We start from the raw sequence: 24,939 nt of genomic DNA, 5'->3' as shown, positions 1-24,939 counted from the left end.
GGTAGGTTTTTCCAAGCTCCTTGGCCCACTCTGGCGGAAGAAACACCAATGTTGAAAGGAAGCTGATCAACATGTCCCTAACACGGAGGCAGGCGCTCATCCTCGGCGGAGTCGGAGTGGTCGGGGCGGGCATCGTGACAGTACCCATTTCCGGCGTCAGCGCGAAGTCTGCCAGCAAGCTCAGTGACAGTGACATGCCCCGGCCTTTCCGGGAGCCGCTGACTATTCCGCCGCCCCTGGCCTACCAGACAACTGTCGGCGCTGACGGCGTCACCACGCGCCACTACACCATGACGCAGCGGCTGGGCAGCGCCAAGATCCTCTCCCGGTTGAGCACTCCGATCCTGGGCTACAACGGCATCTTCCCGGGCCCCACCATCCGGATCGACAAGGGAACCCGGTCCATCGTCCGTGTCCGCAACCAACTCCCCGCCAAGCACCCGACGCTGGGCCATGCCATGCCCACATCGACCCATCTGCACGGATCCGCGTCCCTTCCGCAGTTTGACGGCTACGCGAACGACCTCACGCTGCCCGGTTTCTACAAGGATTACCACTACCCGAACAGCCAGCCGGCACGGTCCCTCTGGTACCACGATCACGCTGTGCACTTCACGGCGCAAAACGTCTATTCGGGGCTGGCCGGCCAGTACCTGATCAGCGATCCGGTCGAGAAGGGGCTGCTCCCCCAGGGCAATTTCGACGTCCCCCTCACCATCAGCGACGCCATGTTCGCGGCCAACGGCGCGCTGGGCTTTGACGACCGCGAGCACTCGGGCCTGTGGGGAGACGTCATCCTGGTCAACGGCAAACCCTGGCCGGTCATGAAGGTCCAGAAACGCGTCTACCGCTTCCGGGTCCTGAACGCTTCCGTGTCCCGGTCCTACAACTTCAAGCTCAGCACCGGAGACCCTGTCACCTTGGTGGCCACGGACGCAGGGCTGGTGCCCGTGGCGCAGACGCTCGCGTCCTGGCGCCACGGCAGTGCCGAGCGCTATGAGATCCTGATTGACTTCCGCAAATACGCCACCGGGACCCGGATCGAACTGCGCAATTCGTCGAACGACAACAACCGCGATTTCGACAACACCGGAAAGATCATGGCCTTCGACGTCGTCGGTGACGCCGTCAACACGGCGGACCCCACGTGGAACACCATCCCCACCACACTCGCCACCAGCCACGCGATGGACCTCACCGCAGCGGATTCCATGAAGACCCGCAGGTTCCGGATCCGGCACGACGACGTCACCAACATCTGGATGATCGACAACCTGACCTGGGAAGAAGTCATCGCGAGCGGTTTCAAGCGGGTGATGGCCGATCCCGCGCTGGACGCCGTGGAGATCTGGGAGTTGGAAAACAGCTCCGACGGCTGGTTCCACCCCATGCACATGCACCTCGTGGACTTCCAGATCCTCAGCCGGAACGGCAAACCGCCGTTCGCCCACGAGAAGGGGCCCAAGGACGTGGTCTACGTCGGGGAACGGGAAACCGTGCGGTTGTTGGTCCACTTCGGCCCGCACCGTGGACGCTACATGCTCCACTGCCACAACCTGACCCATGAGGACCACGCCATGATGCTCCAGTTCCGCGTGGGGCTCGGCGCCAATGAAGCAGACCCGAACGATCCGATCACCGCGGCCCCGGCCGTCTGGGACCCAGTCCAGGGCTGAGCAGGTGCAACGACGCACCGTGGCCGGCGCCGCCCTCTGCCTGGGCGGGCTGCTGGCGCTCCGGCTCTGGGTGGTCGAACCGATCACGGTCAGCTCGGAAAGCATGGAACCGACCGTCGCGGCCGGCAGCATCGTCTGGCTGAACAAGGCCCTCCCCCGTCTGGCCGGGGTCCAGCCGGGCCAGCTGGTCGTCTTCAACGGACCGGACGACGGCGAGATGCCCAACGAAGCGGTCCTGCTCAAACGCGTGGTGGCCACCGAGGGACAGACTGTCGCCATCCTCGACGGCGTCCTCTACGTGGACGGAACCGAAGCCAAAGAACCCTTCGTCGACCAGCGAACCATCGACGGCGTCTACTTCGGCACCGTAACAGTCCCGCCCGGCGGCCTCTTCGTCCTCGGCGACAACCGAGAATCCTCAGTAGACTCCCGAGACTTCGGCCCCATCCCCATCACAGCAGTCCAAGGCACAGTCCTGGGCCGATAGCCAAGACGTGGGAGCGTCCGGCGAGCGGTCCCACGGCGCCCCGCCGTCGCTTAGACACCTCCCGCCGCTTCACTGCGGTCGCTGGGCGACCTCCGCTTCGCTCTGGTCGGCGATGCGCTCCTCAGCGGGACACCGCGGGCCCGCGAAGGTGACCCCCCTCCCCCGCAAGGAGCAACCGGACGAACGCACCGGACCGCGGTTCTTCGCAAAAGGTGACTGCAGCAGCCGCCGGACCGCGGTTCTTCGCAAAGGAGCGCATCGCGGCGCATCGGGCCCCGAAGGTCGCCCAGCGACCGCAGCGGGTCCGATGGGCCGTGTCTAAGCGACGGCGAAGGGCCGCGGCCCGGCGACCCGGACCACGGCCCCTCGCAAAGGCGAGCCCAGGAACGAAAACCTAGATCTCCGCCCCCTCCAGCAGATCCGTTACCAACGCCGCAATCGGCGAGCGCTCTGACCGGGTGAGGGTGACGTGGCCGAAGAGCGGGTGGCCCTTGAGCGTTTCGACGACGGCGGCGACGCCGTCGTGCCGGCCGACCCGGAGGTTGTCACGCTGGGCGACGTCGTGGGTGAGGACGATCTTGGAGTTCTGCCCGATCCGGCTCATGACGGTGAGGAGGACGTTTTTCTCGAGCGACTGGGCCTCGTCCACGATCACGAAGGCGTCGTGCAGGGAACGGCCGCGGATGTGGGTCAGCGGCATCACCTCGAGCATGCCGCGGTCCATGACCTCCTCCACGACTTCCTGGCTGACCAGGGCGCCGAGGGTATCGAAGACGGCCTGCGCCCACGGGTTCATTTTCTCCGCCTCGGAGCCCGGCAGGTAGCCGAGTTCCTGGCCGCCCACGGCGTAGAGCGGCCGGAAAACGATCACCTTGCGGTGTTCCCTGCGCTCCAGGACGGCTTCAAGGCCCGCGCAGAGGGCGAGGGCGGACTTCCCCGTGCCCGCACGCCCGCCGAGGGACACGATGCCCACGGAAGGATCCATCAGCAGGTCGATCGCCAGCCGCTGCTCGGCCGAACGCCCGTGCAGCCCGAACACGTCGCGGTCACCCTTGACGAGGCGGACCTGCTTGTCGGCGCCCACCCGGCCAAGTGCTGATCCCCGCTGCGAGAGGATCACCAGGCCCGTGTTCGTCGGCATCTCGGCTGCCTCCGGAATGAAGACCGGCTCGTGGCCGTAGAGCGTGGCGACTTCCTCCTCGCCCGCGTCGATTTCTGCGACGCCGGTCCATCCCGAGTCCTTGACGAGTTCGTTGCGGTACTCGTCAGCCTGTAGCCCCATGGCCGAGGCCTTGACGCGCATCGGGAGGTCCTTGGACACCACCGTGACGTCGCGGCCCTCGTTGGCGAGGTTCTTGGCGACGGCGAGGATCCGGCTGTCGTTGTCCCCGCCGCGGAAGCCGGCCGGCAGCACCTCGGCGGAGATGTGGTTCAGTTCCACCATAAGCGTGCCGCCGTCGTGGCCGAGCGGGATGGGCCGGTCGAGTCCGTCGTGCTCCACCCGCAGGTCATCGAGGAGCCGGAGCGCCTTGCGGGCGAAATAGCCGAGCTCGGGGTCGTGCCGCTTGCCTTCGAGTTCGGTGATGACGACGATCGGCAGGATGACTTCGTGTTCCGCGAACCGCAACAGGGCCCGCGGGTCCGAGAGCAGCACCGAGGTGTCGATCACGAAGCTCCGGGCCGGTTCCGTGCTTGCTGTCCCTTCCCCGGAAACAGCAAGACCGGCTGCGGCGTCCCTGGACGCTGCACCGGTCTTTGAGGTGGCTCGCTTGGCGCGAGAGGTAGCTTTCTGTCCCTGGTCGGTCACGACGTCGGGCAGTTGTTCAGAAATAGCCACATCGACTCCAGCCCCGGGACGCATGCCCGGAATTGTTATTGGTGAGGCGGCTCGGCCTGGAGGCCGGACGCGGCCTCCCATACACCCGGTGCGAACTTCCGCTCCATGTACTGGCCTCCCCGATCAGCCGGCGGTTTGCCTGCTGATGGGATTAACGTACGTCCCGGACATGGCGTTTCCGTGCCAATTTTTCGGCGATTCTTGTTGCCATCGCGTGAACACCAAATAACGGCTCAGGAGCCGTAGCGGCGCTGCCTGCCGGCGTAGTCGCGCAGGGCCCGGAGGAAGTCCACTTTCCGGAACGCCGGCCACAGGGCTTCGCAGAAATAGAACTCGCTGTACGCGCTTTGCCACATCAGGAAGCCGGAGAGCCGCTGCTCCCCGGAAGTGCGGATCACGAGGTCCGGATCGGGCTGGCCGCGGGTGTAGAGGAAGCGTGAGATGTCGTCGACGCTGAGCTCATCGGCCAGTTTCCCGATGTCCGAACCGCGGGCGACGGCGTCGTGCAACAGTTCGCGGACGGCGTCGACGATTTCGCGGCGTCCGCCGTAGCCGACGGCGACGTTGACATGGATTTTCTCCCGCGCCGGGGTGCGGGCTGTGAGCCGGTTGAGGCGCGCCGCCAGATAGTCGGGCAGCAGTTCCGGGGCGCCCATCGCATGGACCGAGATCTCGGCGTCCTCGTCCAGCCGGTCCAGGGTGTTGGCGATGATGCCCATGAGCAGGTCGAGCTCTTCGCCCGAGCGGTTCATGTTGTCCGTGGAGAGCATGTAAAGGGTGACCACTTTGACGCCGAGTTCCTGGCACCAGCCGAGAAACTCATGGATCTTGTCGGCCCCGGCCTGGTGGCCCTGGCTGGTCGGTGCGTTGAACTGCCGGGCCCAGCGGCGGTTGCCGTCCACCATGACGCCGATGTGCCGGGGGATGCGCTCCGGGTCCAGGGACCGCTGGAGCTTGCGCTCGTAGAAGCCATAGAGGAACCCGGGCATTTCCATCCGGAGATTTCACCTGGCTTCCTTGTACGACTGCAGTGCAAATCCTAGGCTACCCGCCGGAGGACACACCGAGGCACAAGGTCGTTACGATTCTGCCCGGTCGACTTTGTTACTAGTGGGTAACTTACTGGACCGTAGGTTATTATTGCGGCATGGAAAGCAACACCCCCGAGCCCCGGCCGGAGCAGCCGGCGGACCGTGGAACCGGCCCGATCGACGAGGCTGCGGTCCGGCTGGCCGAGCTCCTGATGATCAAGCCGAAGTGGCGGGGCTGGATCCACACGGTGACGGCTCCCCTGGCGCTGGCCGCCGGCCTGGTGCTCGTGCTGCTGGCCCCGACGCCGGACCTGAAGATCGCGTGCGCCGTCTATGCGTTCACCGGGGTGCTGCTGTTCGGCATCAGCGCCATCTACCACCGGGGCAACTGGTCACCGCGCGTCAAGATAGTGCTGAAGCGGCTGGACCACACGAACATCATGCTGGTGATCGCGGGAAGCTACACGCCGCTTGCCTGGGCGCTCCTGGACCGGCCAAAGGCCGAGCTGCTGTTGTGGGTGATCTGGTCCGGGGCGATCCTCGGCGTGCTGTTCCGGCTGCTGTGGACCGACGCCCCGCGCTGGCTCTATGTGCCGATCTACATCGCCCTGGGCTGCGGCGCGCTTTTCTACCTGCCGGAGTTCTTCGCAGCCAATGTGGCCTCGGCGGTGCTGATCTGCGTCGGTGGCGCGCTCTACATCACCGGCGCCGTGTTCTACGCTCTGAAGAAGCCGAACATTAGCTACTCACACTTCGGTTTCCACGAGCTGTTCCACGCCCTGACGGTCCTCGCCTTCGCCGCGCACTACATCGCGATTGCCATCGCCGTCCTGAGCTGAAATCCGCCGCTGGTCCCGCCGCCTGCGCGGGCTCTCCCCACCTTCCAGACGGCGACGTCGCGGCTCGCCGGATCCACTGCCCGACACGCGGGCACAGACTCCAAAGGTGGGGAAATTCCGGCGTCGAGGTCCGGCTCAGGAGGGCGAGGGCCGCCCGGCCTCGATGAGCCCGGGCAGTTGCCGCATATCGGAGAACACCGTGGTGCCGGGCCCTTCCAGCCGCTCCGCCGGGGTCACCCCGCCGGCGTACGCGAAAACATGCATCCCGGCCGACCGGGCCGCTTGGACGCCGTGGGCGCTGTCTTCGACGACGGCGCAGCGCTCCGGTGCGGTGCCGAGCGTCCCTGCGGCGTGCAGGAACAGATCCGGGGCGGGTTTGCCGTTGGCGACTTCCGTCGCGCTGAAGATCCGGCCTTCGAAGCGGTGCCACAGCCCGGTCTGCCCGAGCGTCTGCCGCATCTTGGCATGGGTCCCGCTGGAGGCAACGCAGTTCGGGAGCCGGAGCTCATCGAGTGCTTCCACGACGCCGTCGACCGCCACGAGGTCGCGTTCGAACGCCGTCCGGTACCACGGCTCGTACTTCCGGTCCCACCCCTCAGCCAGCTCGACGCCGAGCTGCTCTTCGAGCGTGGCAACGAAGTGCGCCTCGCTCCTGCCGACGAAGCGCTCCACGATTTCGTCCAGTTCCAGTTCCCAGCCGAGGTCGGCGAGCACCAGCTGGTCCACCCGCACTGCGATGACCTCGGAATCGACCAGGACGCCGTCGCAGTCGAAAACCACGAGTTTGAAAGGGTGAGGAGTCATTCCGCCAGTGTAACCAGCCGTTCCCCCACCTCAACGGCAGAACCCCGAGGGGGTTGAGGCCGGCCGGCCTAGGTGTTGAGATAGGGCCACACACCGCGACAAGCGCGAAGGAGGACCACCATGACAATGGCCCGGCAGATCCTGTTCATCCAGGGTGGTGGCGCGGGCACGCACGACGACTGGGACAACAAACTGGTTGGGAGCCTGTTGCGGGGGCTTGGCGACGGGTACGAGGTCCAGTACCCGCGGATGCCGGACGAAGACGACCCGGATCCGGCTGCGTGGAGCACGGCCATCCGACGTGAGCTGGCGGCTTTGGAGGACGGCGCCGTCGTGGTGGGCCATTCGGTGGGTGCGGCAATCCTCATCAACGCTCTTGCCGGGCAGCCCCCAGGGTGCGCGCTGGCGGCGATCGTGCTGATCGCCGCGCCGTTCGTCGGCGACGGCGGCTGGCCCGCCGACGACTTCGAGTTGCCAACGAACCTCGGAACGAGGCTTCCGCACGGGGTACCGGTTCACGTGTTCCACGGTCTCGCGGACCAGACCGTCCCGCCGTCGCACGCGGACCTGTATGCCGGGGTGATCCCCCAGGCGCAGGTGCACCGGCTCCCCGGCCGCGACCACCAACTGAACAACGATCTGAGCGACGTGGCAAAGGCGATCGGCGCCGGCGCCAGCGCCGTGCCCCAATGAGTTTTGGCCCGTTGAGTTAGGCAGAAGTCCGCGTCCGGCAGCCGGTTCATCCCCCCATGCTGGCGAGGCGCTCCCGCACTGCCCGGACCGAACCCACGGGAAGCCCGCAGACCATGCCGCGGCACAGGAAGACCAGCGGCGAGCCGTCCGGGGCCGCCGCCCGGCCGCGCAGCAGGGGCGGCCCCTGCCCGTCCGCCTCAGGCTGCAGGGCGATCACCAGCCCGGGGCTAGGCGAGCGCAGCAACGCCAGGTGAAGCGCCGCCCTTTCCGGGGTGTCGGGCCCGACCACGGCGGCCTCCACCGGGCCCGCGAGCGCGGCCTGCGCCGTCGCGAGCAACCAGCCTGCCGCCCGCGGCGCTCGGGTGGCCAGCGGCGGCAGCAGAGCGAGGATGTTGCCGGCGAGGGCCCGGTATTCAGGTGAACCGGACAGGGCCGAGAAGGACAGCAGCGCTCCGGCGAAGGCTGCGGCTCCGCTGGGGGTGGCGTCGTCGAACGGATTCAGCGGGGCCCGTCCGCCCTGCGCGTTGGCGAGCTGCTCCGACTCCCCCGCAGCGTCCTGGAGCGTGCCGTCCGTGGCGAAGCGCTCGCACGCCGCCGCCAGGATGTCCCCGGCCAGCCGGTACCAGCGGGTCCGGCCCGAGGCCGCGTAGAGCGCGATCAGGCCCTCGGCGCAGAACGCGTAGTCCTCCAGGAGCCCGCCGATTCCCCGCGCCACGCCGTCATGGGAGACCCGCATCAGCGTGCCGGGACCGCCGTCGGCACCCGGCTTCCAGTGCACCCGCGCCAGGTACTCCGCGATGCGCCCCGCCGCGGCCACGAGCCTGGGCTGGCCCAGAACCGCTCCGGCCTCGGCCAGGGCGGCAACGGCCAGGCCGTCCCAGCCGGCTACCACCTTGTCGTCCCGGGCAGGCTGCGGCCGTCGCGAGCGCCCGGCGAGCAGCACCGGCCGGACCTGCTGCCAGAGTTCCGCTTCGTCGGCACTGAGCGCCCGGCCAGGGTGCAGTGGGGAGCCGTCGGCGGTCACGGTGCCGCCGGCGTGGACGTTCATCAGGCGGCCGACGGCGCCGCCGTCGGCCGGTCCCAGCACAGACTCCAGGGCTGCCGGCGTCCACAGGTAGCTGGCACCCTCCGTGTGAACACCGTCCACGACTGTGTCGGCGTCGAGGGACGAGGCAAGGGCCTCGGGCAGCTGCCCGTTCCCGGCATCGTCAGCGCCCAGCCCCAGCGATGCCAGCAGCCAGCCGGCGGTGCGGCCGGCGACGTCGGCGGCTTCCGCGGCCGGGTACCCGGGCGTGCCGCCGAGCCGGACCCAGTGGACGTAGACCCGCAGCAGCTGGGCGTTGTCGTACAGCATTTTCTCGAAGTGCGGCACCGACCAGTCGCGGGTCACGGAGTAGCGGGCGAAGCCGCCGTCGAGCTGGTCGAACAGGGCCGAACGGGACATCGCCGCGAGCGTCCGGCCCGCCAAATCGCGGGCCTGCGCCGGGGTTCCGGCGTCGAGGGCCGGCGAGGCAACCGCCGCGTGCCGGATCAGGAATTCCAGGACGGCCGACGGCGGGAACTTCGGAGCGCCGCCAAAGCCGCCATAGGCTGTGTCTTCGTCACCTGCCAGGGCCTCCACGGCTTCCCTTGGAAGGTACGGATCGAACGGTTCCGGCACACCGTCCAGGCGGACGGCGGCGCCGGGCCGGGAAGCGGCGAGGCCGCGGGCCAGGGTGTCGGCGTTTTGTTCCACGGCTCCGCGGCGTTCCTGCCACGCGTCCGCTACGGCCTCCAACACCTGGCGGAAGGACGGCCTGCCCGGCAGCGGCCGGGGCGGATAGTAGGTGCCAGCGTAGAAGGCCCGCCCGTCAGGCAGCAGGAAGACGGACATCGGCCAGCCGCCTTCTCCGCTGAGCGCCTGGGTCGCGGCCATGTAGGCGGCGTCGACATCGGGGCGCTCCTCACGGTCCACCTTCACGGCCACGAAGTTGGCGTTCAGGAAGTCCGCGGTGCCCTGGTCTTCGAAGGATTCGTGGGCCATGACGTGGCACCAATGGCACGCCGCATAGCCGATCGAGAGGAAAACCGGCACGTCGCGGGCCGTTGCGGACGCAAACGCCTCGTCACCGAATGGCCGCCAGTGGACGGGGTTTCCGGCATGCTGCCGGAGGTAGGCAGAGGGTTCTCCGCCCAAGGCGTTGGAGGCCTCGGGTGCGTGCGGAGACGAGCCGCCGTCAGCGGCTTCCGGGCCCTGCATCACCGTTGATTTCGGGACGGTTGCCGGACCGGCCGGCGGGATCTCCGGCACCGTCGGCCTGCGGAGCGCCGTCGTTGACCGAAGCCTCGGCAGCGGCCGCGCGTTCCTCCTCCACCTGGGCACGGTAGCGGACCCGGCGGATGCGCCGCACCATGTCGACGATCAGGAGGGCAGTCAGCACCACGATAAAAGCGGTCAGGACGAAACCCAGCAGGCCGGGCGTCACCTGATCCTGGGTCAGCCCCTCGCGCAGCGACGGCGACGGGGCGGGCGCCGGGGTGGTTGCCAGGGCGATAAGCAAGGAATGCACGGTAAGGACCTTCTATGGGGCTGGATGGCGGCCCGACGGCGGCTGGCCGCGGAACTGCGTTGAACTGGTTCCACAACGTCTTCTACGCGTCATAGAAATGCCGGATATGTCTATCTTAGCCCGGCGAAGAAGTCCTTTTCAGGCAGCTCCGACGGAACCCGGGACTGGATCAGCGAGTAGTCCTCCCACGGCCATACGCGCCGCTGCATCGCCGGGGAGACCGCGAAGAAGAAGCCCTCAGGGTCCACCTGGGTACGGTGTGCCCGCAGCGCATCATCACGTGCCTCGAAGAAATCACCGCATTCGATCTGGGTGGTGGTCGGGTGGGTCGGCGCGGGCGGGGTGTGGCCCTCCGCGTCGGCTTCCAGCCAGGCGGCCAGCCGTTCGGCGTAGGGCGACTGCAGGCCCGATTCCTCCAGCGCAAAATGCAGGGCACGGAACCGCTCGGGGCTGAACGCGCGGTCGTAGTACAACTTGCTCGGCGCCCAGGCCTCACCGGTTCCCGGGTAGCGGGCCGGGTCCCCCGCGGCTTCGAAGGCTTCGACGGCGACGCGGTGCGCCATGATGTGGTCCGGGTGCGGGTAACCGCCGTTCTCGTCGTAGCTCAGGATGACCTGGGGCTTGAAGCGGCGGACCAGCCGGACCAGCGGGGCGGCGGCCCGTTCCAGCGGCAGCGTGGCGAAGGAGCCTGCCGGCAACGGGGGCAGCGGATCACCTTCCGGAAGCCCGGAATCGACAAAGCCCAGCCACTGCTGGCGGACGCCGAGGACCTTGGCGGCGTGCGCCATCTCGAGCCTGCGCGCGCCGGCCATGTCCCGTTTGGGGTGCGGCATGCCTGCGACCGCAGGGTTCTGGATATCGCCACGGGAGCCGTCCGTGCAGGTCGCCACCAGGACCTCGACGCCGGCCGCGGCGTAGCTGGCCATCGTGGCGGCGCCCTTGCTGGATTCGTCGTCGGGATGAGCATGGACAGCCAACAGTCGAAGCGGCGCTGACGGGTTGGTGGACGCTGTCATCGTGAGACGGCTCCTCTTTCTTCTACGGTTTTCATCTACGGGTACGGATCGTCAGGCAGGTGTATCGGGCTCGAACGGCGGCGCGGCGGCCACCCCTCCCGATCCACACTAAACTGGACTGGTGACTTCCAAGGATCAGCCTTCCGCGCCTGCCCCGGCATCTCCCAGCCTAGCCAATCGTTACGGCGGCCAAAAGCGAACGCTGAGCGGCAAAACCAAACGCATCATTTTGGTCGTTGCCCTCGCCGCCGGAATGGCCTTTATGGCCTGGATCTCGACGTCTAACGCGACCGGGAGCGTCACCTTCAAGGACATCGGCTACAGCACTCCTGACGCCACCCTGGCTGAAATCGATTTCCAGGTCACCAAGGAACCGGCTACCGCGGCGAAATGTTCGGTCAAAGCGCTGGATTCCAAGTTCGCCGTCGTCGGCTGGAAGGTTTTGGATATCCCCCCCAACGCCGCCGACGCCGGTTCCGACGGCGGACGCACCACAGCCCACCGGGCAACCGTGCGCACCGAGTCCCAGGCCGTGTCCGGTGTCGTGGACAGCTGCTGGATCCCCGACGCCGCCAAATAGCGCCGCGTCCGTAACACGGGTGTGATCCACACCGCAGGGTTCTTTGGTTTATCCACAGGATTGACTACAATGGATCAATACCTTTCCCCCGCTGAGCTGGTTGCTGAGTTCCAAAAGTGGCCACCGTGGCGGGGTCTTTGCTTGTTTGACCATAAAGGAGAAGTCCGTGTCTACCACGAACAGCGCAACTGCAGCTTGGCTTACCCAGGAAGCTTTTGACCGCCTGAAGGCAGAGCTGGACCACCTCTCCGGCCCCGGCCGGGCGGAAATCGTTCAGAAGATTGAGGCCGCGCGCCAGGAAGGCGACCTCAAGGAGAACGGCGGCTACCACGCGGCCAAAGAGGAGCAGGGCAAGATCGAAGCCCGCATCCGCCAGCTGACCGCGCTGCTCAGGGACGCCCACGTGGGCGAGTCCCCGGCCGACGACGGAATCGTCGAGCCCGGGATGATCGTCGTGGCCAGGATCGCCGGCGACGAGGAGACCTTCCTGCTCGGCTCCCGGGAAATCGCCGGCGACTCGGATCTCGACGTCTTCAGCGAGAAGTCACCCTTGGGTGCTGCCATCGTCGGCCACAAGGAGGGCGACAAGCTCAGCTACACCGCCCCGAACGGCAAGGACATCACGGTGGAGATCATCTCCGCCAAGCCGTACGCCGGCTGACACCTGCACACTGAAACGCACGACGCCGGCGCTCCCCATGCGGGAGGGCCGGCGTCGTTCTTTGTGTCGCGGTCTCTGTGTCGCGGTGCGCTGCCGGCCTGGTGGGCTACTGGCCGGTGCGCGGCGTTCCGGCGCGCGGCGCGCTCAGGATGAGGGCGGCAATCACACCGCCGATGGCGCCGCCGAGGTGCGCCTGCCAGGAAACGTAGCCCGCCACCGTGGGCAGGATTCCGAACAGGATCCCGCCGTAGGTCAGGAACAGCACCACGGAGAGCAGGATCTGCCACCAGTTGCGGTTGAAGAAGCCGCGCACCAGCAGGAACGCGAAGAGCCCGAACACCAGTCCGGACGCCCCCACCGTGACATTGAACCCGCCGATCAGCCACACCACGGTCCCGGAGACCAGCCAGCTCAGGGCCAGGGTGATGAAGAACACCCGGCGCCCGGACAGCAGCACCAGGAAGCCGAAGATGATCAGCGGCAGCGTGTTGGAGAACAGGTGCGCCAGGTTGGCGTGCAGCAGCGGGAACGTCAGGATGTCCAGGAGCCCGTCGGGGCTGCGCGGGCGCAGCCCAAACGTGCCGTTGAGCGACCGGAGCATGAGTGCGTTGATGATCTCAATGACGTACAGCACCAGGACAAACGACCCCACCACGAGCAGTCCCTTGCGGGCGCGCACCGCGGCGGTTTCGACGGCGCGCGGCCGGCCGTTCCGGGTGGAGTCGAGCATCAGGTCCCCTTAATGCACCACGATCGGCTGGAAGCCTTCGGCCCGGAGCGCCGCGAGGACCTTCTCGCAGTGTTCGTGGCCCTTGGTCTCCAGGTTCACGGTAATGGACACGTCCCCCATGCTGATAGAGCCGCCCACGCGGGTGTGGTCCAGGCCCGTGACGTTGGCGTCGTTCTCGGCAATGATCCGGGCGATCGTCGCCAGCGAGCCGGGACGGTCGTCCAGCATCATGCGCACGGTCATGTACCTGCCCGCGGCGGAGAGGCCGCGCTGGATGACCTTGAGCATCAGCATCGGGTCGATGTTGCCGCCGGAGAGCACCACGGCGACCGTGCCCGGGTTCTCGATCTTGCCTTCCATCAGCGCCGCGACACCCACCGCCCCGGCCGGCTCAACAACCATCTTGGCGCGTTCCAGCAGGAAGATGAGTGCCCGGGCCAGGGCGTCCTCGCTGACAGTGACGACGTCGTCGACGAGTTCCCGGATGATGCTGAAAGGCAGCTGGCCGGGCCGGCCGACGGCGATGCCGTCCGCCATGGTGGAGACACGTTTGAGCGGGACAAGGGCGTCCGCGGCGAGCGAGGGCGGGTAGGCGGCGGCGTTTTCGGCCTGCACACCGATGATCCGGATCTCCCGGCCCAGCTCCTTGGCCCTGGCCTTCACGGCCACCGCGACGCCGGCGAGGAGCCCGCCGCCGCCGACGCCCATCAGGATGGTGTCAACGTAAGGGACCTGTTCCAGGATCTCCAGCCCGACGGTGCCCTGGCCGGCAACGACGTCGACGTCGTCGAAGGGGTGGACGAAGACCGCGCCGGTTTCGTCCGCGTAGCGCTTCGCTTCGGCGAGCGCCTCATCGACGTTGTGGCCGTGCAGGACCACCTCGGCCCCGTGGCTGCGGGTAGCGGCGAGTTTGGGCAGCGCGACGCCCAGCGGCATATAGATCCGGGCCTTGATGCCCAGGCTCTTGGCGGCGACGGCCACACCCTGGGCGTGGTTGCCGGCCGAGGCCGCCACGACTCCGCGCTTCTTTTCGTCCGGGGCGAGTTTGGCCATCCGGACGTAGGCGCCGCGGACCTTGAAGGAGCCGGCCCGCTGCAGGTTCTCGCACTTGAGGAAGACTTCGCCGCCGACCATGCTGCCCAGGGCACGCGAGGATTCAACCGGCGTCCGCGTAATAATCCCGTCGAGCAGCTTCTGCGCCTCCAGGACATCGTCCAGCGTGACGGGCAGGCTCTCAAGGGTGTTCACGAACTAGTCTCCTTTTTCGGATCAGTCTTCGGATCAGGGTGCGGACCCGGCGCCCCGTCCGGCATCGCTGCCTGGGGAACCATTGTCGGGGGCAGCGCCATCGCTGCGGCCGGAGGTTGCGCCCGGCAGTCGGGCCAGCGCACTTTCATGTTCCCACGTTCTGCCGGCAATGTAGCGAATCGACGAGTTTGCTACGGCGAGGATGGGAACGGAGAACAGGGCTCCGGGAATTCCGGCGAGGTAGGAGCCGGCGGCGACGGCCAGGATGACGGCCACCGGGTGCAGGGAGACGGCCTTTCCCATGACCAGCGGCTGGAGGATGTGACTCTCCAACTGCTGGACCAGCAGGACGATCCCCAGCATGATCAGTGCATTGACCCAGCCGTTGGCAACGAGTGCCAGCAGTACCGCGACGGCGCCGGTGACGAGGGCGCCGACGATCGGGATGAAGGAACCAAGGAACACGAGCACGCCCAGCGGCAGGGCCAGGGGCACCCCGATGATCGCGGCCCCGACCCCGATCCCGACGGCGTCCACGAACGCGACGAACATCTGGATCCGGGTGTAGCTCACCATCGAGGCCCAGCCGACGCGGCCGGCCCCGTCGGTGGCGGCGCGGGCTTTCCGGGGCAACAGCCGCACAAGGAAGGACCAGATGCGTTGGCCTTCCAGCAGGAAGAATATGAGGATGAACAGCGCCAGGACCATCCCGGCGGCGAAGTGCCCGGCGGTGCTGCCGAAGGAGAGTGCTCCGCTGAGGATGCTGCTGCTGTTGTTCTGCAGCGCCGCGGTGCCTTCCTTCAGGTATTGGTCGATCTGCGCCGCGGAGAGGTGCAGGGGGCCGTCCGCGAGCCAGACCTGGATCTTTTGGACCCCGGTCAGCGCTTCGCTCCACAGCTCGGCGAAACCTGCGACGAGCTGCCGGCCCACAAGCGCCAGGGCGCCGACAATCAGGCCGATGAAGCCCAGGACGGTTATGGCGACCGCGAGCCCGTTGGCAACCCCGTTCCGCCTGAGCCAGTTCTTCACCGGTGCCAGCAGCCCGGCCAGGAGCGCGGCGACCATCACGGGGATCAGCAGGAAGCTGACCCGGCTGAGCAGCCACACGAGGGCGCCCGCCATGAGAATGATGAGCCCCAGCCGCCAGGACCAGGACGCGGCAATCCGCACGCCATAGGGGATGTCCTGGTCGATCTCCCGGTCCGTGACAATTCGCCCCTGTACGGGGACGCTGGCGGGGGCGCTCCCAGCGCCAGCGCGGGCAACGTCGGGGTTCTCTCGCGGGGCGGAATCGTCAGCTGGCGTCATAGCCCCATGATTCACCAGCACTCCCCGGATGGGAAACTCGGATGGGAAACCCAGCCGCCGGTCACGGTTCAAGGGACGCGCTGATTCCCCACGTCATGGCGAACCGCTCCCCCGGAGGCAGCCAGCGGAGGCCGTCGCCGCTGTTGAAAGCGTTGGCCGGACCGGTCATGGGCTCGATCGCCACGGCCTTGGTCCTGCCCGGGAACTCCGTGGTGACAAAGACATGGACGTAGCTGCAGTTCTCGTCCTGCCAGAGGCTCACGCTGCGCCCGTCCGCCGCGCTCAGCGTGTGGCGGGCCATGCCGCCGTCGAACTCCAGCTCCGTGTAGGCGGAATCGAGGTCCAGTTCACCGACCAGCCGCCCGGCGCGGAGGTCGAAGTCTCCGCCCGCCGGTTCCGTGCCGCGCGGGATCAGGCGCTGGTCCGTCACGAGCCTCGTGCCGGCGCGGACGGTGACGGTGAGTTCCTCGCTCGGCAGCTCCCCCAGCCGGAGGTAGGGGTGGGCGCCGAGGACGAACGGGGCCGGCTCCTGTGAGTCGTTGATGAGCAGCTGCCGGACCACCAGGCCCAGGTCCGCGGCCAGTTCGTAGCTCACTCGGTGGCGCAGCAAGAAGGGATAGCCGTGCTGCGGGAACACGGCCGCTTCGAGCGTGACCGAAAACTCGGATTCGTCGACGAGCGCATAGGAGGCGTTGCGCAGCAGCCCGTGGCTGGCGTTGTTGCGGGACACCTCGGTGATGTCCAGCTGCTGCTTCTTGCCGTTCAGGTACCAGACGCCGTCTTCCACGCGGTTCGCCCACGGCGCCAGGGTGATGCCGGCGGCGCCAGGCGAAATCACCCCGTCCCCGTAGCTTTCCGTCAGGGCCGTGCCGCCGCGGCTGTACAGCCGCAGCCCGGCGGCCAGTTCGGTGACGACGGCGAGCGCGTCGCCGCGCCGCAGCTCGTACTGCCGGCCCGTGGCGTAGCGCCGGGCCGCATCGTCCGGGCCGGTGCCATCGGCGGGGCTGTCGCTGTGGGGAGAGTCCGGGAAAGCGGGGGTCTGAACGTCCATGGTCCCCACCGTACCCAGCGTCGCGCCGCGGCGTATACCGTGGACCCATGACGCGCTTTTCCAGGACCGCCGCCGCTGACGGCACGGCATGACGCTTCCCCTCGATGCCGTGCGGCTGGCGGACCGGTTCGAGTCCGTCTTCGGCGCGCCGCCGGACGGGGTGTGGCAGGCGCCGGGCCGGGTCAACCTGATCGGCGAGCACACCGACTACAACGAGGGTTTTGTGCTGCCCTTTGCGATCGACCGGACTGCCCGGGTGGCGGTCCGGCTGCGTCCGGACCCCACGATCCGGCTGCTGTCCACCTTCGGCAACCAGGGACTGACCACCGCGGATGCCGGTTCCCTGAACCGCGGCACGGCGAGGGGATGGACCAAGTATCCGCTGGGTGTCCTGTGGGCGCTGCAGCAGCGCGGAATCGACGTCGGCGGCCTGGACCTGTTGCTGGACTCCGATGTTCCCCGCGGAGCCGGGCTGTCCTCGTCCCACGCCATTGAGTGTGCCGTCATCACTGCGGTCAACGAACTTGTCGGGGCGGGCCTGGGCACCGCGGACATGGTCCTGGCCACCCAGCGCGCGGAAAACGACTTCGTCGGCGCCCCCACCGGCATCATGGACCAGTCAGCGTCCCTGCGCGGGGCGGCCGGGCACGCGCTCTTCCTCGACTGCCGCGACCAAGGCGTCCGGCTGGTGCCGTTCGACGCCGGGAGCGCTGGCCTGGTCACACTGGTGATCGACACGAAAGTGTCGCATTCCCACGCCGGCGGAGGCTACGCAGACCGGCGCGCCTCCTGCGAACTCGGTGCCGAAGTCCTCGGCGTGCGTGCCTTGCGCGACGTCGGGCTTGTGGACCTGGCCGAGGCGGGCGGCCTGCTGGACCCGGTAACGTTCCGCCGCGTCAGGCATGTAGTGACGGAGAATGAGCGGGTCCTGCAGATGGTCGGGGTCCTTGAAAACACCGGGCCGGAGGCGATCGGTCCCCTGCTGGATGCTTCCCACGCGTCGATGCGGGACGACTTCGAGATTTCCTGCCCCCAGCTGGACCTCGCCGTCGAAGCCGCTCGCACAGCCGGTGCGATCGGCGCCCGGATGACCGGCGGCGGTTTCGGCGGCTCCGCCATCGCACTCACCCCGGCAGCAGCCGAACAGCAGGTGCGTGCCGCCGTCGGACGCGCGTTCGCGGAGGCCGGATACACCGCGCCGGACATCTTCAGCGTCCGCCCGGCGGCCGGCGCGATGCGGCTGGCATAGGCGGAGCGTAGGCTGGGCGCATGTCAGAAGCGGTCATTGTTTCCACTGCCAGAAGCCCGATCGGACGGGCCTTCAAAGGCTCGCTGAAGGATGAACGGCCCGACGATCTCGCTGCCGCCATGGTGGCAGCGGCACTGGCCCGGATTCCGTCCTTCGACGCGGCGGACGCCAGCGGCCGGGGACTGGACGACCTCTACCTGGGCTGCGCCGAGCCCAGCGGCGAAGCCGGTTCCAACATGGCCCGGGTGGTCACCATCCTGGCCGGGCTGGACAACGTCCCTGGCGCCACCATCAACCGCTTCTGCGCCTCGAGCCTGCAGACCCTCCGGATGGCCTTCCACGCCATCAAGGCCGGCGAAGGGCACGCGTTCGTCGCAGCCGGGGTGGAGGCCGTGTCCCGCTACCGCGACTGGGCCGGCGCCGGAGAAACGGACTCAAGCACGCACAACCCGCTCTTCGACGCCGCACGGCAGCGTACAGCCGCCAGGGCCGGGTCCAATACCCCGTGGACGGATCCGCGGCTGGGCGGCCGCATGCCGGATATCTACATCGCCATGGGCCAGACGGCGGAAAACGTCGCGACCAGCTTCGGCATCAGCCGGGCGGACCAGGACGCCTGGGCGGTGCTGAGCCAGAACCGCGCCGAAGCAGCTGCCGCGTCCGGGTTCTATGCCCGGGAGATCACGCCCTACACCCGCAAGGACGGCACCGTGATCAGCCGGGACGACTCGCCGCGGGCCGGCGTCACCCTGGAGGCGGTCAGCGCCCTGCAGCCGGTCTTCCGCGCCGAGGGCACGGTCACAGCCGGCAACGCCTGCCCGCTGAATGACGGAGCGGCCGCCGTCGTCGTGATGAGCGACGTCCGGGCGCGCGAACTCGGGCTGGATCCGCTGGCACGGATTGTCTCCACCGGCGTCAGCGCCCTCTCCCCCGAGCTCATGGGCATGGGTCCGGTGGAGGCGAGCCGCCGCGCCCTCGAGCTTGCCGGGCTGGGTCTCCAGGACATCGACCTTGTGGAACTCAATGAGGCCTTCGCGGTGCAGGTCGTCGCCAGCGCCGGGGAACTCGGGATCGATCATGAGAAGCTCAACGTCCACGGCGGCGCCATCGCACTGGGGCACCCCTTCGGCATGACCGGCGCCCGGATGACCACCACGCTGATCAACGGCCTCCGCGAACGTGATGCGACCCTCGGGCTGGCGACGCTGTGCGTCGGCGGCGGCCAGGGCATGGCCGTGGTGCTGGAGCGGCTGGGCTGAGCCGGCCCCGCGGCAGCGGCACCACGGGCAGACGCAAGAGGAGCCCTACCTTGCGGCGGGGCTCCTCTTTGTCAGGTTTCAGCTAGCGGCTGCGAGCGACGCTGTTAGTCGTCGCCACGGAGGATGGCCAGCAGGCGGATGATCTCAACGTACAGCCACACCAGCGTCACCGTGAGGCCAAAGGCCGCGGTCCAGGAGAAGCGCTGCGGGGCGCCGCTGCGGACGCCGGCTTCGATGCTGGTGAAGTCCATGATCAAGGAGAATGCGGCGAGGCCGATCGCCAGCAGGCCGATGAAGACGCCCAGCGGGATCCCGAAGATTTCCACCTGGGTACGCAGTCCGAACGGGGAATCGACGGCGCCGGTCCACATCATGACCATGTTCACGAGCGCGAACACGGCGTAGCCGATCATGGCGATCATAAAGAAGCGCATGGCCTTCGGCGTGGCCCGGACCTTGCCGCTCCGGAAGAGCACCAGCGTCACGGCGAACACGGAGAGCGTGCCGATCACGGCCTGCAGGCCGACGCCCGGGAACATGCCGTCGAGGATCCGCGTCAGTCCGCCGAGGAAGAGGCCCTCGAGCGCCGCGTAGGCCAGGATCAGCGCCGGGGAGGGCTGCTTCTTGAAGGTGTTGACGAGCGCGAGGACGAACCCGCCCAGCGCGCCGACGATCATCAGCATGTAGGCCAGGCCCTCAGCCACCAGGAGGGTAACGGCAGCACCGGCAACGACTGCGCCGAGGCAGGCCGCGGTCTTCATGATGACGTCGTCATAGGTCATGCGGCCGGTATCGGCGGGGCCGGCGGCAGGCCGGTTGTACATGTCCTGGAGCTGGTCCTGGGTCATGCCCTGCTGGGCAGGGTTCCAACCGGTCTGGGTCTGGCCGTACTGGGCCTGGCCGAGCTGGCCCTGGCCGAACTGGCTCTGGCCGTGGGTGTTTTGGCCGTAGGGGCCCTGTCCGTAAGCCTGCGGGGCAGGCGGTGCCTGGGTTGCTCCACGGAAGTTCTTTCCGTTGAAGACTGGGTTTCCGCCAAGTGCCATTGCGGGTGTCCTCCAAATAGGGGGTGAATGATGATCCGGTGGTGAACCGTCAGTGATCCGATACAAAGTGACCGGTTACAAAGCTATCGGTTACAACACGCTACCAATTCCAACAGCCGGCGTGCAGTGTTAGTTCCCGGGGCTGCCCGCCGCAACTCAACTGTGACCTCCGGGCCGTGTTCCCGCACCCCTTTCCCGCAGGGCGTGGACCGACAGTTAAGGCGTACTCCTGAACAACAAAAGTTTACTTTAGGACAGGTAAACCACCCCGCCTCCCGGGCTTCACGGTTGTTACCCGATCGCGACGTTCTGCCTGCTCGCGACGGCATTCATTGCCCCGAACGGGCTGTAACATGGGCCAAATAGGGTGACGGACATCACAAGCCAGACGCTCCACCGCATCGCACCACGCACCACCCCGTCGCCCTGACTGTTCGCAGCGGTTGCAATGGCGCAACCCACACCACCCCATGTGGAGGTTTTCATTTTGAGAAGCACACCGAGAGGCCTGTCGCAGAGACGGCGCGGCAGACTGCTGAAAGCTGTGGGGGCCGTTTTTGCCGCCGTAGCCGCGCTACTGCTGATCGTCGCGCCGGCATCACAGGCCACGAGCCCCTCTCCGACACCATCCCCGTCGGCAACCACGTTCCAGAACAGCATCAGCGGCTTCCTGCGCGGCGATGACCGCGCGCCGATCGCTGACGTCACCATTACCGCCAAGGGCGGCGACTTCACCGGAACGGCCAAGTCGGGCGCCAACGGCTCCTGGACCATCGGGGTTCCCACCCAGGGAACCTACGAAGTCGAGTTGGATGAATCCACACTCCCGGAAGGCATCAAGCTCGCCGACGGCCAGGAAAACCCCCGCCAGGTCACGTTCAGCCAGACCTCCAACCTCTCGGTGATCTTCGCCTTCGGTAAAGGCATCGTTGTGCAGCAGCAGGACTTCGGCCAGAACCTGATCAACCGCCTCGTCGCGGGCCTGAGCTTCGGACTTCTCCTGGCCCTCGCCTCCGTGGGGCTCTCGCTGATCTTCGGAACCACCGGGCTGACCAACTTCGCCCACGGTGAGATGGTCACCCTCGGCGCCGTCCTGGTCTTCGCCTTCAACGCCATGAACCTCCCGTTCTGGCTGGCAATCCTTCTAGCACTGCTCGGCGGCGGTCTATTCGGCTACGTCCAGGACGCGGGCCTGTGGAAGCCGCTGCGGCGCCGCGGCACGGGCCTGGTTCCGATGATGATCGTCAGCATCGGCCTTGCCCTGGCGGTCCGTTACGTGATCCAGTTCTTCTTCGGCGGCGCCACCCAGCAGTTGCCGTTCGCGCAGAGTGCGGAGATCCAGATCGGCCCGATCTCGATCTCCCCCAACAACCTGTGGTCCCTCGTGATCAGCGCCGCGGTCATTGCCATCCTTGGCATCGTCCTGCTCAAGACCCGGCTCGGAAAGGCCACCCGCGCAGTCGCCGACAACCCGGCACTGGCGGCTGCCTCCGGCATCGACGTCGACTCCGTGATCCGGATTGTCTGGGTCACCGGCGGCATGCTCGCCTCGCTCGGCGGCATCCTGTGGGCGTACTACCGTCCCGGCGTCACCTTCGATATGGGGTCGCAGATCCTGCTGCTGATCTTCGCCGGCGTCACCCTGGGCGGCCTCGGCACAGTGTGGGGTGCCCTGATCGGATCCATCATCGTCGGTATCTTCGTGGAGCTGACCACCGTGTTCGGCCTCGCTGCCGACCTCAAATACGTTGGAGCACTGTTCATCATGATTATTGTCCTTCTGATCCGGCCCCAAGGCATCTTGGGCCGGCGCGAGCGCGTGGGTTAGGAGACAGCCATGGACTTCGGATTCATATTTTCCAGCGCTGCCGGCGAACTGTTCAGCCCGACGACGGCGGCGTACGCGCTTGCCACCCTCGGCCTTGCAGTTCACTTCGGCTACACGGGCCTGCTCAACTTCGGCCAGGCAGGCTTCATGGCGGTGGGGGCCTACGGCTTCGCCATCTCCACCCTGACGCTCGGCGTCCCGTTCTTCGTGGGCCTGCTGATCGCGGTGGTCTGCTCGGCCATCTTTGCGTTGCTGCTCGGTATTCCCACCCTCCGGCTCCGGGCCGACTACCTGGCCATCGTGACGATCGCGGCGGCGGAAATCGTGCGCTACATCGTCACGACCAACCAGCTGACGGCCATCACCGGTTCGGCCAACGGCCTCGCCGCGTTCGAAGGCGACTTCTACGCCATGAACCCGTTCCCCCCGGGGTTGTACATGGGCATGAACAACCGGGACTTCTACATCCGGGTCGTCGCCTGGGCGGTCGTGGCCCTGTTCTGCACCCTGGTATGGCTGCTGATGCGCAGCCCCTGGGGACGCGTTCTCAAGGGCATCCGTGAGGACGAAAACGCCGTCCGTTCACTCGGCAAGAACGTTTATGCGTACAAGATGCAGGCCCTGATCATCGGTGGTGTCCTCGGCGCCCTCGCAGGCATGATCTTCACACTCCCCCGCGGCGCTGTCCAGCCGGCGAACTACGGCACAGAACTGACGTTCTTCCTCTACACCTGCCTGCTGCTCGGCGGCCTGGGCACGGTGCTGGGGCCGGTCGTCGGCGCCATGATCTTCTGGGTGGTGCTGTCCCTTACTCAAGGCATCCTGTACGGCCTGATCGAATCCGGCACTATCACGTGGCTGAACACGGTCCAGGCCGGCCAGCTGCGCTACATCCTGGTGGGTGTCGCACTGATGCTGCTGATGATCTTCAGGCCCCAGGGTGTCCTCGGCAATAAGAAGGAGCTGGCATTCGCATGAGCACGCAAAGCGAAGAACCGCAGCAGTCGGAAAATCCGGAGAACCCGGAGAACCCGGGACGTACGGTAAATCCGGAGAACCCGGAGAATATTGACTACATGACGGACACGCGTCCGATCGCCGCCGGGGAGACTGCGCCCGGCTGCAAGAAGCGTGACCCGATCGTGGTGGCGGAGAACGTCACCCGCAGCTTCGGCGGCATCAACGCCGTCGACGTCGAGTACCTCGAGATCCCGCGGCACAAGATCACCGCGCTGATCGGTCCCAACGGCGCCGGCAAGACCACCCTGTTCAACCTGCTGACCGGCTTCGACACTCCGAACACCGGCAAGTGGCAGTTCGAGGGCAACAGCCTCGCCGGGGTCTCCTCGTACAAGGTGGCCCGGATGGGCATGGTCCGCACGTTCCAGCTGACCAAGGTCATGGGCAAGCTCACGGTGATGGAGAACATGCGTCTCGGCGCCTCCCATCAGTCCGGCGAGCGGCTCTCCAAGGCACTGTTCAAGGGCATCTGGGGCGGGCAGGAAAAGAAGATCACTGCAGAAGCCAACGTGCTGCTGGAGAAATTCAAGCTGGATGCCAAGAAGGACGACTACGCAGCGTCCCTCTCCGGCGGCCAGCGCAAGCTCCTGGAAATGGCACGCTCGCTGATGGTCCGGCCCAAGCTGGTCATGCTCGACGAGCCGATGGCAGGCGTGAACCCGGCCTTGACACAGTCACTGCTGGACCACATCAAGAACCTCAAGGCCGAGGGCATGACCGTGCTGTTCGTCGAGCACGACATGCACATGGTCCGGCACATCGCGGACTGGGTCGTGGTCATGGCTGAGGGCAAGATTGTGGCCGAAGGCCCGCCGGGCGAGGTCATGAAGAACCCGGCCGTGATTGACGCCTACCTGGGCGCCCACCACGACGTGGATCTCGGTGACTCGGAAGGCATCAAGGAGCTTGCCGCCGAACTGGTCGCCGACGAGGAATCGATTGTCGGCACCGAAAACGCCGGCATCATTTCGCTCGACGTCGTCGCCGGTGAAACGGACTCGGCCACTGCCCCGGACACCAGCGGTCCGGCGCGCGGCCGGCGCAGCGCCGAGGAGCCGACCCGCACAGAGAAGGACACAGAATGAGCGCCACCAGCGCGGCAGCCGCCGCAAAGCCCGTGCAGGACGAGGATTCGGTCGTCAAGGTCACCAATCTGGTCGCCGGATACATCCCGGGTGTCAACATCCTCAACGGCTGCAGCATCGAGGCCCGCAAGGGTGAGCTGATCGGCATCATCGGCCCTAACGGCGCCGGCAAGTCGACGCTGCTGAAGGCGATGTTCGGCCTGGTCAAGGTCCACTCGGGTTCGGTTGTGGTCCGCGGCCAGGACATCACCGGGCTCAAGGCCAACAAGCTGGTCAGCCGCGGCATCGGCTTCGTCCCGCAGAACAACAACGTGTTCGCGGCGCTGACCATCGAGGAGAACCTCCAGATGGGCATGTTCCAGCGGCCGAAGGACTTTGCGGAGCGCTTCGACTTCGTCACGGGCCTGTTCCCGGAACTCGGCAAACGGCGTGCACAGCGCGCCGGCTCGCTGTCCGGCGGCGAACGCCAGATGGTGGCGATGGGACGGGCCCTCATGATGGACCCGGCCGTGTTGTTGCTCGACGAGCCGTCCGCGGGCCTCTCCCCTGTCAAGCAGGATGAGACCTTCCTCCGGGTTCACGAGATCAACCGCGCCGGCGTCTCGGTCATCATGGTGGAGCAGAATGCGCGGCGCTGCCTGCAGATCTGTGACCGCGGCTATGTCCTGGACCAGGGCAAGGACGCATACACAGGCACGGGCAGGGAGCTTATGAAGGACCCGAAGGTCATCCAGCTGTATCTGGGCACCCTCGCCGACACCGTCGACTAGCGTTTCATCCCCGCAGGGGCCGTCACCAGCCGGTGGCGGCCCTTCTGCGTGTCTGGGGGCGTCAGCAGCCCGGCGGGCGTTTTCGCACCAGTTCCGGACCAGCGCACCCGAGCCGGCATTTCCGCACCAGTTCCGGACCAGCGCACCCGAGCCGGCATTTCCGCACCGGTTCCGG

Annotated in this window: 23 protein-coding genes; 12 read left to right on the top strand and 11 right to left on the bottom strand. The window is 67.2% G+C overall.

The window, feature by feature from the left end:
* Positions 1-71 precede the first annotated feature (71 nt).
* Complete coding sequence (locus tag AC1DC5_RS15905) at positions 72-1,676, top strand: multicopper oxidase family protein (RefSeq protein ID WP_441405776.1); 1,605 nt, start codon at positions 72-74, stop codon at positions 1,674-1,676.
* 4 nt (positions 1,677-1,680) lie between these two features.
* On the top strand, positions 1,681-2,163 hold the full coding sequence (gene lepB, locus AC1DC5_RS15900; protein ID WP_441405775.1) for a signal peptidase I: 483 nt from the start codon (positions 1,681-1,683) through the stop codon (positions 2,161-2,163).
* A gap of 394 nt (positions 2,164-2,557) precedes the next feature.
* Here lepB and AC1DC5_RS15895 read toward each other — a convergent pair whose 3' ends face one another.
* Positions 2,558-4,000, bottom strand: coding sequence for a PhoH family protein (locus AC1DC5_RS15895; RefSeq protein ID WP_441405774.1), 1,443 nt, complete (start codon positions 3,998-4,000; stop codon positions 2,558-2,560).
* A 233-nt stretch (positions 4,001-4,233) separates the two neighbouring features.
* Positions 4,234-4,995: an isoprenyl transferase gene (locus AC1DC5_RS15890; protein WP_441405773.1), complete on the bottom strand. Its 762-nt coding sequence runs from the start codon at positions 4,993-4,995 to the stop codon at positions 4,234-4,236.
* A 152-nt stretch (positions 4,996-5,147) separates the two neighbouring features.
* On the opposite strand from AC1DC5_RS15890, the gene trhA reads away from it, so the two are divergent.
* Positions 5,148-5,870 carry a PAQR family membrane homeostasis protein TrhA gene (trhA, locus tag AC1DC5_RS15885; RefSeq protein ID WP_441405772.1) on the top strand — a complete coding sequence of 241 codons (723 nt, stop codon included), beginning with the start codon at positions 5,148-5,150 and terminating at the stop codon, positions 5,868-5,870.
* 135 nt (positions 5,871-6,005) lie between these two features.
* On the opposite strand, the gene AC1DC5_RS15880 is transcribed toward trhA, so the two are convergent.
* Entirely contained in the window at positions 6,006-6,674 is a 669-nt protein-coding gene (locus AC1DC5_RS15880) for an HAD family hydrolase (protein WP_441405771.1), read from the bottom strand.
* Positions 6,675-6,794: 120 nt separating this feature from the next.
* On the opposite strand from AC1DC5_RS15880, the gene AC1DC5_RS15875 reads away from it, so the two are divergent.
* Positions 6,795-7,367 carry an alpha/beta fold hydrolase gene (locus AC1DC5_RS15875; RefSeq protein ID WP_441405770.1) on the top strand — a complete coding sequence of 191 codons (573 nt, stop codon included), beginning with the start codon at positions 6,795-6,797 and terminating at the stop codon, positions 7,365-7,367.
* A gap of 46 nt (positions 7,368-7,413) precedes the next feature.
* Here the strand turns inward: AC1DC5_RS15875 and AC1DC5_RS15870 are convergent, their stop codons facing one another.
* The 3 genes from AC1DC5_RS15870 to mca all read right to left on the bottom strand — a co-directional run bounded on the left by AC1DC5_RS15870 (position 7,414) and on the right by mca (position 10,932).
* A complete protein-coding gene (locus AC1DC5_RS15870) occupies positions 7,414-9,606 on the bottom strand; it encodes a thioredoxin domain-containing protein (RefSeq protein WP_441405769.1) in 2,193 nt (730 codons plus the stop codon).
* The gene (locus AC1DC5_RS15865) at positions 9,584-9,916 is read right to left on the bottom strand and encodes a hypothetical protein (RefSeq protein WP_441405768.1); all 333 of its coding nucleotides are present in this window, start codon (positions 9,914-9,916) and stop codon (positions 9,584-9,586) included. The genes AC1DC5_RS15870 and AC1DC5_RS15865 overlap by 23 nt, the downstream gene beginning before the upstream one ends.
* A 110-nt stretch (positions 9,917-10,026) precedes the next feature.
* Positions 10,027-10,932, bottom strand: a complete 906-nt coding sequence (gene mca, locus AC1DC5_RS15860) for a mycothiol conjugate amidase Mca (RefSeq protein ID WP_441405767.1) — start codon at positions 10,930-10,932, stop codon at positions 10,027-10,029.
* Positions 10,933-11,053: 121 nt separating this feature from the next.
* Here mca and AC1DC5_RS15855 point away from each other — a divergent pair, with 121 nt between their 5' ends.
* Together AC1DC5_RS15855 and greA are read left to right on the top strand one after the other, a co-directional pair.
* The gene (locus AC1DC5_RS15855; protein ID WP_441405766.1) at positions 11,054-11,512 is read left to right on the top strand and encodes a DUF4307 domain-containing protein; all 459 of its coding nucleotides are present in this window, start codon (positions 11,054-11,056) and stop codon (positions 11,510-11,512) included.
* 166 nt (positions 11,513-11,678) lie between these two features.
* The gene (gene greA, locus AC1DC5_RS15850; protein WP_346924763.1) at positions 11,679-12,173 is read left to right on the top strand and encodes a transcription elongation factor GreA; all 495 of its coding nucleotides are present in this window, start codon (positions 11,679-11,681) and stop codon (positions 12,171-12,173) included.
* Between the two features lie 106 nt (positions 12,174-12,279).
* Here the strand turns inward: greA and AC1DC5_RS15845 are convergent, their stop codons facing one another.
* From AC1DC5_RS15845 to AC1DC5_RS15830, 4 genes are all read right to left on the bottom strand, one after another.
* Positions 12,280-12,903 (bottom strand): rhomboid family intramembrane serine protease, encoded by a 624-nt coding sequence (locus AC1DC5_RS15845; RefSeq protein ID WP_441405765.1) that lies wholly within the window; start codon positions 12,901-12,903, stop codon positions 12,280-12,282.
* Between the two features lie 9 nt (positions 12,904-12,912).
* A complete protein-coding gene (gene ilvA / locus AC1DC5_RS15840; RefSeq protein ID WP_441405764.1) occupies positions 12,913-14,151 on the bottom strand; it encodes a threonine ammonia-lyase in 1,239 nt (412 codons plus the stop codon).
* 33 nt (positions 14,152-14,184) lie between these two features.
* Positions 14,185-15,459: an AI-2E family transporter gene (locus AC1DC5_RS15835; RefSeq protein WP_476865782.1), complete on the bottom strand. Its 1,275-nt coding sequence runs from the start codon at positions 15,457-15,459 to the stop codon at positions 14,185-14,187.
* A 61-nt stretch (positions 15,460-15,520) separates the two neighbouring features.
* Positions 15,521-16,510, bottom strand: a complete 990-nt coding sequence (locus AC1DC5_RS15830; RefSeq protein ID WP_441405762.1) for an aldose 1-epimerase family protein — start codon at positions 16,508-16,510, stop codon at positions 15,521-15,523.
* An 88-nt stretch (positions 16,511-16,598) separates the two neighbouring features.
* Between AC1DC5_RS15830 and galK the strand changes: the two genes are divergently transcribed.
* Complete coding sequence (gene galK / locus AC1DC5_RS15825) at positions 16,599-17,759, top strand: galactokinase (protein ID WP_441405761.1); 1,161 nt, start codon at positions 16,599-16,601, stop codon at positions 17,757-17,759.
* A gap of 20 nt (positions 17,760-17,779) precedes the next feature.
* Positions 17,780-19,018, top strand: a complete 1,239-nt coding sequence (locus AC1DC5_RS15820) for an acetyl-CoA C-acetyltransferase (RefSeq protein WP_441405760.1) — start codon at positions 17,780-17,782, stop codon at positions 19,016-19,018.
* Between the two features lie 104 nt (positions 19,019-19,122).
* Here the strand turns inward: AC1DC5_RS15820 and AC1DC5_RS15815 are convergent, their stop codons facing one another.
* Positions 19,123-20,061 (bottom strand): Bax inhibitor-1/YccA family protein, encoded by a 939-nt coding sequence (locus AC1DC5_RS15815; RefSeq protein WP_441405759.1) that lies wholly within the window; start codon positions 20,059-20,061, stop codon positions 19,123-19,125.
* A 544-nt stretch (positions 20,062-20,605) separates the two neighbouring features.
* On the opposite strand from AC1DC5_RS15815, the gene AC1DC5_RS15810 reads away from it, so the two are divergent.
* The 4 genes from AC1DC5_RS15810 (at position 20,606) to AC1DC5_RS15795 (ending at position 24,764) form a co-directional block, all read left to right on the top strand.
* A complete protein-coding gene (locus AC1DC5_RS15810; RefSeq protein WP_441405758.1) occupies positions 20,606-21,889 on the top strand; it encodes a branched-chain amino acid ABC transporter permease in 1,284 nt (427 codons plus the stop codon).
* Between the two features lie 9 nt (positions 21,890-21,898).
* Complete coding sequence (locus tag AC1DC5_RS15805; protein WP_441405757.1) at positions 21,899-22,867, top strand: branched-chain amino acid ABC transporter permease; 969 nt, start codon at positions 21,899-21,901, stop codon at positions 22,865-22,867.
* Positions 22,868-22,965: 98 nt separating this feature from the next.
* A complete protein-coding gene (locus AC1DC5_RS15800; protein WP_441405846.1) occupies positions 22,966-23,994 on the top strand; it encodes an ABC transporter ATP-binding protein in 1,029 nt (342 codons plus the stop codon).
* Entirely contained in the window at positions 23,991-24,764 is a 774-nt protein-coding gene (locus tag AC1DC5_RS15795; RefSeq protein ID WP_441405756.1) for an ABC transporter ATP-binding protein, read from the top strand. Before AC1DC5_RS15800 ends, AC1DC5_RS15795 begins: the two co-directional genes overlap by 4 nt.
* Positions 24,765-24,939: the final 175 nt, after the last annotated feature.

The sequence above is a fragment of the Arthrobacter sp. 10L424 genome (assembly GCF_056395325.1).
The sequence above is the reverse complement of the archived record's forward strand: the minus strand, read 5'-3'. Positions and strand labels throughout refer to the sequence as shown.

Excerpts from the sequence above, each read along its gene's own strand:
- AC1DC5_RS15880 (WP_441405771.1), bottom strand. The coding sequence starts at position 6,674 with ATGACTCCTCACCCTTTCAAACTCGTGGTTTTCGACTGCGACGGCGTC.
- trhA (WP_441405772.1), top strand. The coding sequence starts at position 5,148 with ATGGAAAGCAACACCCCCGAGCCCCGGCCGGAGCAGCCGGCGGACCGT.
- galK (WP_441405761.1), top strand. The coding sequence starts at position 16,599 with ATGACGCTTCCCCTCGATGCCGTGCGGCTGGCGGACCGGTTCGAGTCC.
- AC1DC5_RS15875 (WP_441405770.1), top strand. The coding sequence starts at position 6,795 with ATGACAATGGCCCGGCAGATCCTGTTCATCCAGGGTGGTGGCGCGGGC.
- AC1DC5_RS15845 (WP_441405765.1), bottom strand. The coding sequence starts at position 12,903 with ATGCTCGACTCCACCCGGAACGGCCGGCCGCGCGCCGTCGAAACCGCC.
- AC1DC5_RS15800 (WP_441405846.1), top strand. The coding sequence starts at position 22,966 with ATGACGGACACGCGTCCGATCGCCGCCGGGGAGACTGCGCCCGGCTGC.
- AC1DC5_RS15870 (WP_441405769.1), bottom strand. The coding sequence starts at position 9,606 with ATGCAGGGCCCGGAAGCCGCTGACGGCGGCTCGTCTCCGCACGCACCC.
- AC1DC5_RS15805 (WP_441405757.1), top strand. The coding sequence starts at position 21,899 with ATGGACTTCGGATTCATATTTTCCAGCGCTGCCGGCGAACTGTTCAGC.
- AC1DC5_RS15795 (WP_441405756.1), top strand. The coding sequence starts at position 23,991 with ATGAGCGCCACCAGCGCGGCAGCCGCCGCAAAGCCCGTGCAGGACGAG.
- mca (WP_441405767.1), bottom strand. The coding sequence starts at position 10,932 with ATGACAGCGTCCACCAACCCGTCAGCGCCGCTTCGACTGTTGGCTGTC.
- AC1DC5_RS15905 (WP_441405776.1), top strand. The coding sequence starts at position 72 with ATGTCCCTAACACGGAGGCAGGCGCTCATCCTCGGCGGAGTCGGAGTG.
- AC1DC5_RS15820 (WP_441405760.1), top strand. The coding sequence starts at position 17,780 with ATGTCAGAAGCGGTCATTGTTTCCACTGCCAGAAGCCCGATCGGACGG.
- AC1DC5_RS15890 (WP_441405773.1), bottom strand. The coding sequence starts at position 4,995 with ATGGAAATGCCCGGGTTCCTCTATGGCTTCTACGAGCGCAAGCTCCAG.
- AC1DC5_RS15815 (WP_441405759.1), bottom strand. The coding sequence starts at position 20,061 with ATGGCACTTGGCGGAAACCCAGTCTTCAACGGAAAGAACTTCCGTGGA.
- AC1DC5_RS15835 (WP_476865782.1), bottom strand. The coding sequence starts at position 15,459 with ATGACGCCAGCTGACGATTCCGCCCCGCGAGAGAACCCCGACGTTGCC.
- AC1DC5_RS15830 (WP_441405762.1), bottom strand. The coding sequence starts at position 16,510 with ATGGACGTTCAGACCCCCGCTTTCCCGGACTCTCCCCACAGCGACAGC.